Consider the following 14,415-nt stretch of genomic DNA (forward strand, 5'->3'; position numbering starts at 1 on the left):
CCCGGGCCAACCTCACGCGCCACCGCCCCCTTCGGACAACCGCGCCCGCAAGGGGCGGGCCAACTCGGCCACCCAGTCGGGATCGAGGTCGAGAATGCGGCGGTAGCGGTCGAGGGCGGCGAGCCACTGCTGTAGGGAGCCCGGCTCCGGCTCGGCGGCGAGGAAGCCCCGGCGCGCGGCGACGGCCGACTCCTCGTCCCGGCGGACGCAGTGGAGGAGGAAGAGGTTCCCCCAGGGTTCGAAGTCCTCGAGGCCCTCGGCGGTCTCCTCGGTCAGACGCGTCAGGGCTCGCGCCCAGTGGGCCTCCGCCTCCGCCGTCCGGCCGGCGAGCCGATGGGCGACGCCGGCGATCACCAACGCCCCGGCATGGCCCGGCTGCCGCGCGAGAGCGCGCTCCACATCGCCCAGCGCTTCCCCGAGATCGCCGGCGATCAGGCGTACCTGGGCGCGACAGGCCAGGGCCCACGCCTCGTCGGGCTCCACCTCAAGCAACCGGTCCAGATCCGCCAGCGCCTCGGCGTCGTCGCCCAACAGCAGGTGGATCTCCGACCGTATGGCCAGGGCACCGGTGTCATGGGGCGTGGCCCGCAGGGCGCGGTCCACATCGGGCAGCGCCTCCCAGGGCCGGCCGAGGGAGAACAACACCATCCCCCGGTACAGGTAGGGCTGTTCCCAGTGGGGATCAAGGCGGATGGCCTGGTCGGTGTCGGCCCTGGCCTCGGACAGCTCCCCCAGCGTCAACCGCGCCAGGGCACGACCGGCCAGCGCCGACGGGTGGTTCGGCCGTGCCTCCAGGGCGCGGTCGAAGTCGTCCACCGCCTCGCGGAGCCGGCCCTTGTGGAGGGAGACGCGTGCCCTGCCTTCCAGAGCGCACGCGTCGTCCGCGCGGATGCTCAGGGCACGCTCGTAGTCCGCCAACGCCTCGTCCACCCGCGCCAGTTCCAGGTGCACATGTCCTCGGTGGGCGTGGGCCCAGCCGAGATCGGGGCGCGCCGCGATGGCCCGCCCATAGTCCGCGAGCGCCATCTCGCGGCGGCCGAGCAGGTGGTTGATGTCGCCGCGCTCGGCGTGGGCGTTCGCGTCGTCGGGCGCCCGGCGGAGCGCCTCGGTGCAGTCCGCCAGCGCGAGGTCGAGCTGCCCGCGCTGTCTCCGGGCCCGCGCCCTGAGCAGAAGCGCCCGGCGGTGGTCGGGACGGACGGCGAGCACGGCCGTCAGGTCCTCCACGGCGCCGGCGGGATCGCCCGCCAGCACCCGGGCCCGGCCTCGCTGCGCCCGGATCTCGGCACGCGTCCCCGCACCGGGATGGGGCGTGTCGAGCAGCACCGTCAACAGCTCGACATCACTGCCAGCGACCGCAAGCAGGCGCTCGCCCAGCCCGGCGATCTCCTGCTCGCCGGCATCGGCACCCGCCCTGGCCAGCAGCCGCGCCCAGCGGCGTCGCGTGTCCACGCCGTGCGCGCAGGCGTGCGCGACGCCCCCGATCGTCCCCGGCAGCTCCTCGTGGGGCACCGCGCACAGCCGGTGGTAGGTCTCCTCGATCCGCAGCTCCTGCCACCGCGCGTGATCCCACCGCCGATGCGAGGGAAGCGTCTCCTCCAACTCCTCCCGCCATCCCCGGTACGCGTCAGCCAGCCGAAGGTGCAGCTCCCGCCATCGGCTGGGCGACTGCGTGCGCAGCAGCCGCAGCATCGGGGAGCGGACGACGTCGTGGTAACGGGCGCGGCCCGCCGACTCGTTGACGAAGGGGAGCGAGCGCAGCCAGGCGTAGTCCCCGGCGTCCTGACCCGCGACCACCCCGTACACGTCCTCGTCCAGGGCGGTGGGCAGCGCGCAGGCCAGCGCCGTCTCGCGGCGGGCGGGGTCGGTCTCCCACCGCAGGAAGAGGTCCACGGCCGTCTCCGAGAGGTCCGCCACCTCCTCCGCGCCGTCCGGGACGCGCTGGGCGAGCAGGGCGACGAGCACCGGCAGCCGCTCGGTCAGCCGGAGAACGGCCCGCACCACGCTCTCCTCGGTGACGCCCCTGGCGGCCAGGAGCGCGCGCGCCTCCTCCTCGGTGAAGACGTCGAGCGCCACCTGGTGCACATGGTCGAGCCCGTCCCGCCAGCGTCGGGCGTCGAGTTGGTCCTGGCCGGCGAGCACCACCAGCACGTTGAGGGGGAGTTCGCCGAACCGGCCGCCGAGGACCAGTTCGCGCACCCAGTCGTCGAGGACCGGCGCGGTCCGTTCGTAGGTGTCGAAGACCAGCACCACCCAGGGGACGTCCTCGGCCACCTCCCCCACCTCCCGCACCAGCACCGGGGTCAACTCCCGCACGGGGTCGAGCACCAGCGCCGCGTCCTCGGCGCCCTTGAGGCGGGCGCCGAGCGCGGCGCGCAGCCGGTCGGTGCGTTGGGCCAGCTCCTCGGCGTCGAGCGCGCCGGCCAGCAGGCCGCCGCCCGGCAGGAGCCCGAGGCCCGCGAGACCGGCCCTGGCCAACACCCCGCTGGCCATGCTGGTCCCGCCGGGCGCGTGGTGGTCGGCGGTCTCCGCCGACGCGGCCACCTCCTGGTAGAGCCGGCGGTAGTGGGCCAGGCGTTTCTCGAAGTCCTTGAGCGGATGGCCCAGTTCGCGCAGCCGCCGGGCCATGGCCTCCATGGCCTCGATCGGGCCGTGCACCTCGTCCTCGACGGTGACGGTCACCGCGCCCCGCTCGACCGCCAGCCTCTCCCACTGCCCCACCAGCGCCGTCTTGCCGACGCCCGCGTTGCCCGAGACATGGAAGACGAACTGGTAGTCGTCGTGCTCGACGCCCCGGGCCAGGTTGTCCCTGAAGGCCGCCAACTCCCCTCTCCGCCCCACGAATCCGGCCTGCCGCCGGCGCCTGATCACCTCGCGCCTGGACCGTCGCTCCCCTGCCATGTGCGGCCCCCTCTTCTCGCTCTCCGCCTCCGGGAGGCTACCCCCCGCCACTGACAACGCGAGGGGACGAGGCGGTCTTTCGGGGCCGGCGGGGCCGCTGGTACGGTCCCCCGACGCCCGCCCTCGGGCGGGTCCCTGGACCCGACCGCAACGGAGCTGTCGCGATGGAGCCGGAGACCGAGTGGGTGCAGACCCTCTCCACGGGTTGGCTGTTGTCCATAGCCGGGGTGGCGGTCGCCGCCCTGCTGTTTCTGATCATCGTCCTTCGGATGCACGCGTTCCTGGCGCTGATCACGATCAGTCTGGGAACGGCCTTTGCCACCGGCATCCCTTCGGAGCAGGTGTTGCCGACTCTCACCGGCGGCTTCGGGGACACCCTGGCCAATGTGGCGCTGCTGGTCGGCCTCGGCGCGATCCTGGGCCGGCTGATCGAAGTCAGCGGCGGCGCCCAGTCGTTGACCGACGCCATGATCCGGCGCTTCGGCGAGGAACGGGCTCCGCTGGCGCTGGGCGTGGCCTCGTTGATCTTCGGCTTTCCCATCTTCTTCGACGCCGGCCTGGTGGTGATGCTGCCGATCGTCTTCGCCGTGGCGCGCCGGCTCGGCGGCGGGGTGCTGCGCTACGGCCTGCCCACGGCCGGCGCGTTCTCGGTGATGCACGCGTTCCTGCCGCCGCACCCTGGCCCGGTGGCCGCCACCGAGCTGCTGGGCGCGGACCTCGGGCTCGTGACGGTGTTCGGACTGCTGATCGCGGTGCCCACGTGGTACGTGACCAGCTATCTCTTCGGGCTGTGGGCGGGGCGGCGGGTGGTCCTCCCGGTGCCCGAACTGCTCACCGGGGGTCCCCGGGCCGAGGACCAGGAGGAGCCGCCGCGCCCCGGCACGGTGATCGCGCTGCTGCTGCTCCCGCTGGTGATGATCTTCGCCAACACGGGCCTGGACGCGGCCCGGGCGGCCGGTTGGGTCAGCGGCGAGGAGGGCTGGTACGCGCCGGCGCGGGCGTTGGGTTCGACGCCGGTGGCGCTGCTGGTGGCGGTGCTGGTGGCCGGCCATGTGCTGGGCACCCGGCGCGGCCGGGGCCGGGAGGTGGTGGAGGAGCTGACCGACTCCGCGCTGGGGCCGGTCTGTTCGATCATTCTGATCACCGGCGCCGGGGGGATGTTCGGCGCGGTGCTGCGGGCCAGCGGAATCGGCGACGCGCTCTCGGAGAGCCTGGCCGACCTGGGGCTGCCGGTGATCGTGGCCGCGTTCGTGATCGCCTCGGCGCTGCGGATCGCGCAGGGCTCGGCGACCGTGGCGCTGACCACGGCGGCCGGGCTGATGCAGCCGGTCGTGGAGGGCGGCGGGTTCTCGGCGGTGGCCCTGGCCGCGCTGGTGCTGGCGCTGGCGGCCGGCTCGGTGATCGCCAGCCATGTCAACGACTCGGGGTTCTGGCTGGTGGGGCGGTTCATGAACATGGATGTGCGCACCACGCTCAGAACGTGGACGGTGCTCCAGACGTTGATCGCCGTGATGGGCTTCGGCCTGGCCTGCGCCCTCTACGCGGTGGCCTGAATCCGGCCCCCGTTCCCTCCGCTCAGGCGGTGAAGTGGCCGCGCAGGGTCTCCTGGAGGTGGTCGCGTGCCGCGAGCAGGTGCTCGGCCAGCTCGCCCGCCTCGGCCCGGGACGGCAGCCGGTGCGCCGGGACGACGGCGGCCAACGAGGCCAGCGGGGTGCCGGCGCGGTCCCGCAGCACGGCGGCCACGGCGGAGATGCCGCGTTCGCCCTCCTCGATGTTGACGGCGTAGCCGGTGCGTCGGATCTCGGCCAACTCGGCGGCGAGGCTGGGCCAGTCGGCGACCGAGGCGGTGGTGCGGGTGGTCAGCTCGGCGCCGTCGTAGCGCCGGGTCAGCTCCGGCTCGGGCATGGCGGCCAGTATCGCCTTGCCGGCGGCGGTGCAGTGGGCCGGCAGGACGACGCCGGTGCGGTTGCCGACGCGGACGGCGCGGGGGCTCTCGACGCAGTCGATGAACCGGACGTTGCGCCCCTCCAACAGCGAGAGGCTGACCGTCTCCTGGGTGCGGTCCCGCACCTCCTCCAGCACCGGCCTGGCCACCTGCCGGATGTCCACCCGGCCGATGGCGGCCAGGCCGATCTCGTTGAGCACCGGCCCTGGACGGTAGGCGGTGTTGGGCTTCTCCTGGATCACGAAGCCCCGCCGGCGCAGGGCGTTGAGCAGCCGGTGCGCGGTCGAGGGCGCGACGCCCAGCTCACCGGCGGCCTCCGAGACGCGCAACGCCTTCCGCTCCCCGATCAGTTCGAGGAGGCGGAGGGCGTTGTCCACCGAGCTGGCCCCCGACACTTCATTCGACATAAAAGAATTCTAGCCCAGTTCTTTTCTGTTGAGGGGTCCCTCGGGGTAGGGAAACCGCTGCCCCGAGGCCCCGCTCCGGTCGCGGTCGGTCGCGGTCGGTCGCGCTCAGCCTCGCTCGACGGCGCGCTCAGCCCCGCCGCACCGACAGGGTCAGCGCGCCCACGCCGGTGATCGAGGCGTGCACGGTGTCGCCCGGCACGATCGCGCCGACGCCGGGGGGCGCCCCGGTGAAGATCAGGTCGCCCGGCAGCAGGGTCATCATGTGCGAGGCATAGGACACGATCGCCGGCACCGGCGTCAACAGGTCGCGGGTGTTGACGTGTTGACGCTTCCCGCCGTTGACGTCCAGCCAGATCTCCAGGCCGCCCGCGTCGCCCACCTCGTCGGCCGTCACCAGCACCGGGCCGAGCGGGCTGAAGGTGTCGTAGCTCTTGCGCCGCGAGCGGTCGGCGGCCGAGCGCACCGTGATGTCCAACCCCAGGGTGTAGCCCAGGACATGGTCCAACGCCCGCTCCTCGGGGATGTCGGTCCCGCCCTCGCCGACGACGATCACCAGCTCCGACTCGTGGTGGATCTCCTGTCCCGCCTCGACGATCTCGCTCGGCAGCACGATGTCCTCGGCGGGCCCGGAGAGGGAGGACGGCGCCTTCAGGAAGACGTCGAAGTTCATCATCCAGGACTCGACCCCGCCCAGGGTCCGCTCCTGCACCCCGTGCATCTCCGCGACATGGTCGGCGTAGTTGCAGGCGCAGGCCACGATCTTGCTCGGGTTGAGGGCGGGGGCGCGCAGCCGCACCGACGCGAGCGGTCGGCCCTCGCCGGCGGCCGCCGCCTCGGCCAGCCGGCCGCGCACCCGCGAGAAGTCCCGGCACAGCCGACGCCACCAGCCGGCGGTCAGCGGGTCGGGGTCGTGCGGCCAGCCCAACGCCTCGGTGACGTCGACCACTCGGGGCGACTCCCCCGTCTCGTCCACCACGCCCAGGCGGTGGTCGTCGAAGAGCGCCAGCTTCATCTCGTCTGCCTTTCGATCTCTCCGGCGGCCGGTTTCGGCGCGGCCGGTTCACGGTGCCGTGCGGTGGTGCGGCGGTCGCCCGTTGCGGGTCAGCCGCCGAAGACGTCGGTGACGGCCTGGGCGTTCGGGAGGGACTCCTCGCGGTAGACGCCCAGGGCCCGCAGCACCGGGTCGTCGCCCAGCGAGAACAGGTCGGCGCCCTCGGCCGAGTGGTGTTCCTCGGCCGCCCAGGACGGGACCACGAACATGTCGCCCGCCGTCCAGTCGAAGCGGCGCCCCTCGATCACGCTGTGGCCCTCGCCCCGGAAGACCACGTAGATCCGGTTGCCGCTGCGCCGCACCGGCAGCGAGGCGCCGCCGGGCCGCACCCGGTGCATCCCGCAGGAGAGGGTGGGCAGCACGCTGGCGCCCGAGCGCGGGTTGGTGAACTCCAGGCTGACCAGCGGCTCGTCCGTGCCAGCGGCCAGCTCGGTCAGCCGGCGGTCGGTCTCCGCCCAGCGGTAGACCAGCAGCCGGGACGGCTCGGGGTCCAGCGGGCCACGCACCGCGCCGGCCACCATGGTGTCGGCGAACGCGCCACCCTCGGCCGCGAACTCCCGCTCGGAGCGGTTGTGTTCGCCCTCGACCGGCTGGCGCGGCTCGGGGTGCTGCTCGAAGAAGACCGCGTCCAACGCCTCGATCATCGGCAGGTCGAGGCCGTCGAACCAGTACATGTGCCCGTCGCCGCCGTTGGCGTGGTCGTGCCAGGCGCCGCCGGGGGTGAGCACCAGGTCGCCGGGGCGCATGTCGCAGGCGTCGCCGTCCACGGTGGTCCACACGCCAGCGCCCTCGGTGACGAAGCGGATGGCGCCCGGCGTGTGCCGGTGCGCGGGCGCGGTCTCCCGGGGGCCCAGGCACTGGAGCGCGCCCCACAGGGTGCCGGCCGCGTAGGGCCGGCCGCCCAGGCCGGGGTTGGTGAGGGACAGCACCCGTCGTTCGCCGCCGCGCTCCACGGGGACCAGGCGGATGGCGCGCTCGGCCAACGGGCGCATCACCGAGCCGCGCCAGAGCCAGGGCACCGCCTTCGGGCGTGGGGTCGGGGTGAGCAGCTGCTCGGTGATGGTCCACAGGGGGCGCAGCCCGGCGGCGTCGATGTCCCGGTAGAGCGCGCTCAGTTCGGGCTCGACGGCCGGCTCGGCGTCCCCGGGCTCCGGGGTCCCGTCGGACGTCCGGATCTCCTCGGCGGTGGACATGGGGGCCTCCTGATCGATCGACATCGGTTGGTGCAACGTTCGATAACGGGCGGCAACGGGTCGCCAACGGTCGGCTGTGATCCGTCTCTTTGAGTGCAGGCCTGGGCGCGCGTTCAGTGGCTGCTCGCGCTGGTGGCGCGCTCCGGCGTGCGCCCGGGCGGCAGGCCGATCCCGAAGCGCCGCACGCTCTCCAGCAGCGAGGCCCGGCGCATATGGGCGCGGGCGCGCTCCGGGTCGGCGGCGATGGCGCGCATCTCCGCGTGCGAGGCGCGGCGGCGCGCCTCGTCGGTCTCCCGGAGCCGGTCGGTGTTGCGCTGGGTGTCGGCCCGCACATACTCCACGGCGATCCGCCGCCTGCGTTCGGCGAAGGTGTCCAACTCCGCGTCCGCGTCGGCGCCTTCGGCGATGCGGGCGAGGCGGCGGGCCAGGTCCACGGCGTCGTGGATGCCGCTGTTGAGCCCGACGCCGCCCATCGGGCTGTTGATGTGCGCGGCGTCGCCGATCAGCGTCACGTCCCCGACCCGGAAGGTCTCGGCGACCCGCTGGTGGACGCGGTAGAGCTGGCGGTCGATGATCGGGTAGCCGCCGGGCCAGGGCGCCACGCCCTGGAACTGGCGCCGCAGGGTCTCCACCGCCAGCGCCTCCTCCTCGCTCTGCCCGGCCGGCACCGGCCAGACCGCGCGCCAGGACTCGGGGGTGCGCAGCAGGAACAGCCACTCGCGCGGGTCGGCGACATAGTTGACCTCGGCGATCCCGGGCAGCGCCTGGGAGAGGTCGACGGAGGTGCTGGCGATCAGGAAGCGCTCGGGGTAGGTGAAGCCGGTGAACTCCACGCCCAGCGCGTTCCGCACCGTGCTGCCGGCGCCGTCCGCGCCGATCGCGTGGGAGCCGGTCAGCTCGCGCGGCCCGTCGGGGGTGTGCAGTTCGACGGTCACCCCGCCGCCGGGGCGCGCGCGCAGCCCGGTCACCCGGCAGCCGAACCGCAGCTCCACGCCCGGGGTGGTGCGCAGCCGCTGGTGCAGCATCCGGACCAGGTGCTGCTGGTTGAGCTGGAGCCGGTAGGGATAGGGGGTCTCGTCGGCGAGGAGCGAGAAGTCGAACGCGGCGACCAGGCCCTCGGCGCGGTCCCTGAAGTGGTAGATCGGCACGCGCAGACCCTCGGCGTGCATCTGCTCGGCGACGCCCAGCTCGTCGAGGAGTTCGAGCGTCGCCGCGTGAAAGGTGGAGGCCCGCCAGTCGGTCTTGGGCTCGTCCTCGGCCTCGATCAGGACGACCGGAACGCCCAGCCGGGCCAGCGAGGCCGCCGCCACCATCCCGACCGGCCCGCCCCCGACGACGAGCACGGGTCCGTCCTTGAGTCCACGCTGTAGTGCTGCCATGCGGCCAATCTCTCACGAGTTCCACTCATGAGAAATAGAGCTTGACAAACTTCTTCTATATAGAAAACAGCCGGGGCCGACGCGGCTGCCGGGTCACCGCCGTCGAGGCGGGCGCACGGATGGCGCCGTCGCCCGCCGCCACCAGACGGACCCCATCCACCCAGCTCCGCCTACCCGGAGCTGCCGCGCGCCTTCTCGGGCCACCACGACCTGACCGGCCCGAACGGGGTCCGACCCGCCCGCCGGTACCGTGTGAGGGCACCAACGGCGCGACGGACGGAGCGAGATGGGTGACCGGCTGATCTGTGTGGGGTCCTACACCGAGGACAGCGGCGGCTCGGGCCCCGGGCTCACCGTGCTCAGGGAGGACGCCGGGGGAACGCTGTCCACCGTCGCCGAACTGGAGGTGTCCGGCTGCTCCTGGCTGGCCTGGCACCCGAGGCTGCCGGTCGGCTACGCGGTCAACGAGCTGGACCTCGGCGGCGTCACCGCGTTCACCCTGGACGCCGACGGCACGCCCCGCGTGCTGGGCACCCTGGACAGCGGCGGGTCAGCGCCCTGCCATCTGACGGTCACCCCGGACGGCCGCCACGCGCTGGCGGCGCACTACGGCAGCGGCAGCGTCGCCGTTCTCGCCCTGGACGAGCGGGGCGTGCCCACCGGGCGCACGGACCTGGCCGAGCTGGAGGGCTCGGGCCCCGACCCGGAACGCCAGGAGGCGCCGCACGCGCACATGGTGGCGCTGGACGCCACCGGCACCCTGGCCACCGTGGTGGACCTGGGAACGGACACCCTCTGGTCCTACCGGCTGACCCCCGAGGGCCGGCTGGTGGACCGCGTCGCCTCCCGGCTCCCGGCCGGCTGCGGGCCCCGGCAGCTGGTCAGGGCCGGCGGGCAACGGGCCTATGTGGTGACCGAGTTGACCAGCGAGCTGATCCCGTTGCGCGAGTCGGCCCCCGGCGTCTTCGAGGCGGGCGAGGGCGTGCCGGCCTCGGGCCGGCCGGAGCGGAACCACTGCGCCCAGCTGGCGTTGACGGCCGACGGCCGGTTCGGCTTCGTCTCCAACCGCGGCCCGGACACGGTCACCGCGTTCGCGCTCGCCGAGGACGCCCCGCCGCGCGCCGTCGCCGAGCAGTCGCCGGGCGCCCCCTGGCCACGACACTTCTCGCTGGACGGCACGCGGATGTACGCGGCGGGACAGACGGGCGACGTGGTGGTCGGCCTCGATCTGGACCCGGCCACCGGGGAGCTGACGGAACGCGCCCGCCACCGGGTGGCCTCCCCCGCCTTCGTCGCCGCGGTGCCCGGGCGCTGACGCGTCCGTCGCCCCGGCCGTCGCCGACCCGGTGCGGGGCCGTGACCTCGTCGGCATCCCGCTGTCAGACCCCCGTGCCACACTGTCGGAGACCGGTTGACCACGGGGGGCGATGGGACGTGGCGGGGCAGGGGGACGAGGACTTGACGCGGAGGGCGATCGGCGCGGTGCGGGGCGCCGTTCCCGGATACGCGGTGCTGCTGGCGCTGCTGGTCGCGGGCACGGTCCTCGCGCACCGGGAGGGGCTGGCCTGGCTGCGGCTGTGCGGGGCGGCGCTGTCGCTGCTCGCACTCTGGCGGCTGGTGTGGCACGCCAGGGCGCGGTTGACGGCGTCCGGGGCGCTGCTGCGGGTCGGCGCGGCCCTCGGTGAGGCCAGGGCCGTGCCCTGGCACCACATACGGCTGATCACGGTGGACGCGAGCGGCTCCGAGGCGCTGCTGCGCGACGGGGAGCGGCTGCGGCTGCCGGCGCCCCGGGGCCATCTGGCCCAGGGGCCGGGGGCGTTCGAGGCGGCGGTGGCGCGGCTGCGCGCCGCGATACCCGAGGCGGAGTCCGGGGCCCCGGCCCTGAGCACTCCGCCGGCCGGCGCGTGGACCGGGCGCCGGCTGCTGATGCGCTGGGCCGTGGTGCTGGTCGCGGTCGCCGTGGCCGCCGGCTGGTCGCTGCGGAGCGACCACCCCTGGGACGCGCCGTGGTGGCCGGGGAGCGCCACGGTGGCGAGCGTGCCCGACCCGTGCGCGGTCGCCGAGGAGAGCCTGGCCGGACTGGACGTCGTCCGCGGCGGACTCCCGGCGGCCGAGCAGCCGACCGTCACCGAAGCCGAGGAGTTCCGGAGTGTGCGGTGCGAACTGGCCCACGACGAGGCCAGGTTCACCCTTGTCTACCGGCTCCATCCCTGGCGGGGCTCCGCCGAGGCCGCGCCGGCTGACGCGGCCGGGGAGTCCTTCGGCTGGACGCCGTACGCCGGCGGCGGCCTGGACGTCGAGGGGACGACCTGGCGACGGGAGGACACCCCCGGCGGCATCGAGCTGAGCCACCGACGGTCCAATGTGGTGATCACCGTGGCCCGGCAGAGCTGGGCGCCGGACGGCCAGCCGGCGGACGCCGTGGCGGAGGCGTCCCTGCTGGCCGCCGACGCCCTGAGCGCGCTCGACGGCTGACCGCCGGCGCCCCCGCCGCTCACCCGGGAGTGGTCACACGGCGGCGGTCAGCGCCTCGAACTCCTCGTCCGTCAGCTCGACTTCGGCGCCCGACACGTTGTCCTCCAGGTGCGCCACGGAGGAGGTGCCGGGGATGGGCAGGATCGCGGGCGAGCGGCGCAGCAACCAGGCGAGGGCCAGCGCCGAGGGAGAGGCCCCGTGCTCGGCCGCCGCGCGGGCCAGCGGCCCGTCGCCCTTCGCCAACGCCCCGGTCGCCAACGGGAACCACGGGATGAACGCGAGGCCGTCGCGCTCCGCGTACTCCAGCACGTCCTCGGCGGCGCGGTCGGCGAGGTTGTAGCGGTTCTGCACGGACACCACGGTGGCGTGCGCTGACGCCTCCTCGATCTCGGCGATGCTCACCTCGCTGAGCCCGATGTGCCGGATCTTGCCCTCCGACTGGAGGGCGGCCAGGGTGCCGAGCTGGTCGGCGAGCGGCACCGTGGGGTCGATCCGGTGCAGCTGCAACAGGTCGATCCGCTCCACGCCCAGGTGCCGCAGGCTCAACTCGACCTGCTGCCGCAGGAACTCGGGGCGCCCCAGCGGCACCCACGCGTTGGGCCCGGTGCGGGCGAAGCCGGCCTTGGTGGCGATGACCAGATCGTCCGGATAGGGGTGGAGGGCGCGGCGCAGCAGCAGATCGGCGGTGAACGGGCCGTAGGCGTCGGCCGTGTCGATCAGCGTGACGCCCAGCTCGACCGCCCGCCGCAGCACCCGCACCGCCTCGTCGGGGTCGGCGGGATCGCCCCACACCCCGGGCCCGGTCAGCTGCATCGTCCCGTAGCCGAGCCGACGCACCGGCAGGTCCCCGCCCAGGTCGAACGTTCCCGAGTGGGAGACCGGGGTGCCATCAGATGCCGTCATGTCATCCTCCTTGAGCGGTGCGGATGAAGTCGCCCCCTCAATCTAGGTCGTGTCCGTAGAGTCTCGTCGGATCAGACCGCGGCGTCAGACGCGGTGGACCGGGGCGTCGGTGCCTCGTGGCCGACGCGGGTCACGCCGGGGACATGACCTCCCACAGGTGCCCGTCCGGGTCGACGAAGTACAGCCCGCGTGCGCACAGCGGGTGCGCGGTGGAGCCGTTGGCCGGGTCCGAGGGGTCGTCGCCGAAGGGGACGCCGGCCGCCGTCAGCCGGGCCAGTATCCCGTCGAAGGTCTCCGGGTCCACGTCGAACGCCAGGTGTTGGGCGGCCGGCCGCTCGTCGGCCACGAACTCCAGGGTCAGGGTGTCGTTGACCCGCACGGGCGCGAAGTGCCCGCCCTGGCCGTCTGGCGGCAGCCGGGGAAGGTCGAGCACCGAGGCCAGGAAGTCGGCGGCGGCGAGGTGGTCGCGGGCGGGGATCAGCGCGTGGTTGAGGGTGATGGTCACGAAGGGCTGCCTTCCGATCGGACGGCGCCGTGGAGCAGCACGGAGACCAACTCCTCGGGGTCCACGGCCGCGTTGGCGGCGCCGGGGGCGAACTGGTTGGAGAGCGAGCCGACGAAGATCGCGGCCAGCCGCTCGGCCGGGAGGCGCAGTCGTTCCCGGTCGGGGCGGATCAGCTCCACGACGGCCTCGACGATGGCGTCGCGCACGGCGGTCATGTCCGACTCGCGCGTCGTTCCGCGCCCGGGCGGGCCGCCGGGCCCGGGGCCGCCGCGTCGCTCCGGCTGGTAGCCGGAGGTCGTCAGGGCGCCCAACATCGTGACCAGCCGGGACAGATGGGCGCGCAGCGCCTCGGCCGCCTCGACCAGCCGCTCGGCCAGCGGGCGCTCCGGCGGGATCGCCGCCAGCTCGCGCAGCACATGGTCGGGGTTGACCACCTCGTTCACGCAGGCGGCCAGCACCTCGTCCTTGTCGCGGAAGACCCGGAAGACGGTGGCCTCACCGATGCCGGCGGCCCGGGCGATGCGGCTGGTGGTGACGGCCGCGCCGTGCTCGACCAGCAGAGGCACGGCCGCCGCCACGATCATCGCGCGCCGCTGCTCGGCGCTCATCCCGGGCGCCCGGCGGCGGGGGCGAGGTTCCTCGCTCATGCCGGAACCCTAAGGAGTGAGTGCTCACTCCGTCAACGCCCGCCCGCCCGGCGGGCGTTGTTCCCGGGAAACGGGACGGCCCCGACGGCCTCGACGGCTCAGCGGTAGACCCGCCCCGGCTCGGCCGCGCCGGGGGCCAGCAGCTGGGTCACGGTGACAAAGGTGTAGTGCTCGGCCTTGAGCTGCTCGATGATCCCGGGCACCGCCGGCACCGTTCCGTCGTAGAGGTCGTGGAGCAGGATGATCCCGTCCCGGTCGGCGCCGTCCAGGACCCGTTCCTCGATCAGCTCGGAGTCGGTGGTCTCGTAGTCCTTGGCGGTGACGCTCCAGAGCACCTGGGCCAGCCCCAGCTCCCGACTGACCTCGCCCACCATGTCGTTGGTCCGCCCCTGGGGCGGGCGCATCAGGGTGGGCGTGACGCCCGTCAGGTCGGCTATCGCCTCCTGGGTCCTGGACAGCTCCTCGCGCACCTCGTCCCGGTCGAGATCGGTGAGACGCGGGTGGGTCCAGGTGTGGTTGGCCACCTCGTGCCCCTCGTCGACCATCCGCCGGACCAGCTCGGGGTAGGTGTCGACGTGGTTCCTTCCCAGCAGGAAGAAGGTCACCGGCACCTCCTCCTCGCGCAGGATCTCCAGCAGTTCGGGGGTGTGCTCGCTGGGCGCGGAGTCGAATGTCAGGGCTATGCACTTCAGTTCGTCGCAGTCCGGCCCCTCCAGGCTCACCGCGCCCTCGGCCGCCGGCTCACCACGGGCGTCGGCGGGAGAGACGGTGGCCATCGAGCACCCGCTCAGCGCCAGCAGCGAGGCCGCCGCCGCGACCGCGCCGCCGACCCTTCCCGTTCCCCGGCGCCGCTTCCGGCCCCGACCTCGCGGACTCTCGCGCACACCGGCTCGCGACACGTCGAACTCCCCCCGTGGTGAAGTGTGATGATCCCCGTGGTCAGCCCTCGGGGGCGGAACGCGGGGCGCTCCGCCCCCGGAGAGGCAATGATCACGTCATCCTATGACCGGTC

Annotated in this window: 12 protein-coding genes; 3 read left to right on the plus strand and 9 right to left on the minus strand. The window is 73.9% G+C overall.

What is annotated here, in order from left to right; genetic code table 11:
• Window positions 1–12 precede the first annotated feature (12 nt).
• Entirely contained in the window at window positions 13–2,898 is a 2,886-nt protein-coding gene (locus EBN88_RS01815) for a tetratricopeptide repeat protein (RefSeq protein WP_122181997.1), read from the minus strand.
• Window positions 2,899–3,062: 164 nt separating this feature from the next.
• Here EBN88_RS01815 and EBN88_RS01820 point away from each other — a divergent pair, with 164 nt between their 5' ends.
• Entirely contained in the window at window positions 3,063–4,451 is a 1,389-nt protein-coding gene (locus tag EBN88_RS01820) for a GntP family permease (RefSeq protein ID WP_122181998.1), read from the plus strand.
• 22 nt (window positions 4,452–4,473) lie between these two features.
• On the opposite strand, the gene EBN88_RS01825 is transcribed toward EBN88_RS01820, so the two are convergent.
• From EBN88_RS01825 to EBN88_RS01840, 4 genes are all read right to left on the minus strand, one after another.
• Window positions 4,474–5,250 (minus strand): IclR family transcriptional regulator, encoded by a 777-nt coding sequence (locus tag EBN88_RS01825; RefSeq protein WP_122181999.1) that lies wholly within the window; start codon window positions 5,248–5,250, stop codon window positions 4,474–4,476.
• A 127-nt stretch (window positions 5,251–5,377) separates the two neighbouring features.
• On the minus strand, window positions 5,378–6,262 hold the full coding sequence (locus tag EBN88_RS01830; RefSeq protein WP_122182000.1) for a fumarylacetoacetate hydrolase family protein: 885 nt from the start codon (window positions 6,260–6,262) through the stop codon (window positions 5,378–5,380).
• 89 nt (window positions 6,263–6,351) lie between these two features.
• The gene (locus tag EBN88_RS01835; RefSeq protein ID WP_122182001.1) at window positions 6,352–7,494 is read right to left on the minus strand and encodes a cupin domain-containing protein; all 1,143 of its coding nucleotides are present in this window, start codon (window positions 7,492–7,494) and stop codon (window positions 6,352–6,354) included.
• 113 nt (window positions 7,495–7,607) lie between these two features.
• Window positions 7,608–8,873, minus strand: a complete 1,266-nt coding sequence (locus EBN88_RS01840) for an FAD-dependent oxidoreductase (RefSeq protein WP_122182002.1) — start codon at window positions 8,871–8,873, stop codon at window positions 7,608–7,610.
• 286 nt (window positions 8,874–9,159) lie between these two features.
• On the opposite strand from EBN88_RS01840, the gene EBN88_RS01845 reads away from it, so the two are divergent.
• Together EBN88_RS01845 and EBN88_RS01850 are read left to right on the plus strand one after the other, a co-directional pair.
• A complete protein-coding gene (locus tag EBN88_RS01845) occupies window positions 9,160–10,188 on the plus strand; it encodes a lactonase family protein (protein WP_122182003.1) in 1,029 nt (342 codons plus the stop codon).
• Window positions 10,189–10,331: 143 nt separating this feature from the next.
• Window positions 10,332–11,348, plus strand: coding sequence for a hypothetical protein (locus EBN88_RS01850; protein WP_147472622.1), 1,017 nt, complete (start codon window positions 10,332–10,334; stop codon window positions 11,346–11,348).
• Window positions 11,349–11,381: 33 nt separating this feature from the next.
• Here EBN88_RS01850 and EBN88_RS01855 read toward each other — a convergent pair whose 3' ends face one another.
• The 4 genes from EBN88_RS01855 to EBN88_RS01870 all read right to left on the minus strand — a co-directional run bounded on the left by EBN88_RS01855 (window position 11,382) and on the right by EBN88_RS01870 (window position 14,302).
• Window positions 11,382–12,251 carry an aldo/keto reductase gene (locus tag EBN88_RS01855; RefSeq protein ID WP_122182005.1) on the minus strand — a complete coding sequence of 290 codons (870 nt, stop codon included), beginning with the start codon at window positions 12,249–12,251 and terminating at the stop codon, window positions 11,382–11,384.
• Between the two features lie 130 nt (window positions 12,252–12,381).
• Window positions 12,382–12,756 carry a VOC family protein gene (locus EBN88_RS01860; protein WP_122182006.1) on the minus strand — a complete coding sequence of 125 codons (375 nt, stop codon included), beginning with the start codon at window positions 12,754–12,756 and terminating at the stop codon, window positions 12,382–12,384.
• Window positions 12,753–13,403 carry a TetR/AcrR family transcriptional regulator gene (locus EBN88_RS01865; protein ID WP_233580384.1) on the minus strand — a complete coding sequence of 217 codons (651 nt, stop codon included), beginning with the start codon at window positions 13,401–13,403 and terminating at the stop codon, window positions 12,753–12,755. Before EBN88_RS01865 ends, EBN88_RS01860 begins: the two co-directional genes overlap by 4 nt.
• A 98-nt stretch (window positions 13,404–13,501) precedes the next feature.
• Window positions 13,502–14,302 (minus strand): polysaccharide deacetylase family protein, encoded by an 801-nt coding sequence (locus tag EBN88_RS01870; RefSeq protein WP_407703363.1) that lies wholly within the window; start codon window positions 14,300–14,302, stop codon window positions 13,502–13,504.
• Between the last annotated feature and the right edge of the window lie 113 nt (window positions 14,303–14,415).

This window comes from Streptomyces triticirhizae (assembly GCF_003696235.1).
GTDB classification, from domain to species: Bacteria; Actinomycetota; Actinomycetes; order Streptomycetales; family Streptomycetaceae; genus Streptomyces; species Streptomyces triticirhizae.

Excerpts from the sequence above, each read along its gene's own strand:
- EBN88_RS01815 (WP_122181997.1), bottom strand. The coding sequence starts at position 2,898 with ATGGCAGGGGAGCGACGGTCCAGGCGCGAGGTGATCAGGCGCCGGCGG.
- EBN88_RS01820 (WP_122181998.1), top strand. The coding sequence starts at position 3,063 with ATGGAGCCGGAGACCGAGTGGGTGCAGACCCTCTCCACGGGTTGGCTG.
- EBN88_RS01825 (WP_122181999.1), bottom strand. The coding sequence starts at position 5,250 with ATGTCGAATGAAGTGTCGGGGGCCAGCTCGGTGGACAACGCCCTCCGC.
- EBN88_RS01830 (WP_122182000.1), bottom strand. The coding sequence starts at position 6,262 with ATGAAGCTGGCGCTCTTCGACGACCACCGCCTGGGCGTGGTGGACGAG.
- EBN88_RS01835 (WP_122182001.1), bottom strand. The coding sequence starts at position 7,494 with ATGTCCACCGCCGAGGAGATCCGGACGTCCGACGGGACCCCGGAGCCC.
- EBN88_RS01840 (WP_122182002.1), bottom strand. The coding sequence starts at position 8,873 with ATGGCAGCACTACAGCGTGGACTCAAGGACGGACCCGTGCTCGTCGTC.
- EBN88_RS01845 (WP_122182003.1), top strand. The coding sequence starts at position 9,160 with ATGGGTGACCGGCTGATCTGTGTGGGGTCCTACACCGAGGACAGCGGC.
- EBN88_RS01855 (WP_122182005.1), bottom strand. The coding sequence starts at position 12,251 with ATGACGGCATCTGATGGCACCCCGGTCTCCCACTCGGGAACGTTCGAC.
- EBN88_RS01865 (WP_233580384.1), bottom strand. The coding sequence starts at position 13,403 with ATGAGCGAGGAACCTCGCCCCCGCCGCCGGGCGCCCGGGATGAGCGCC.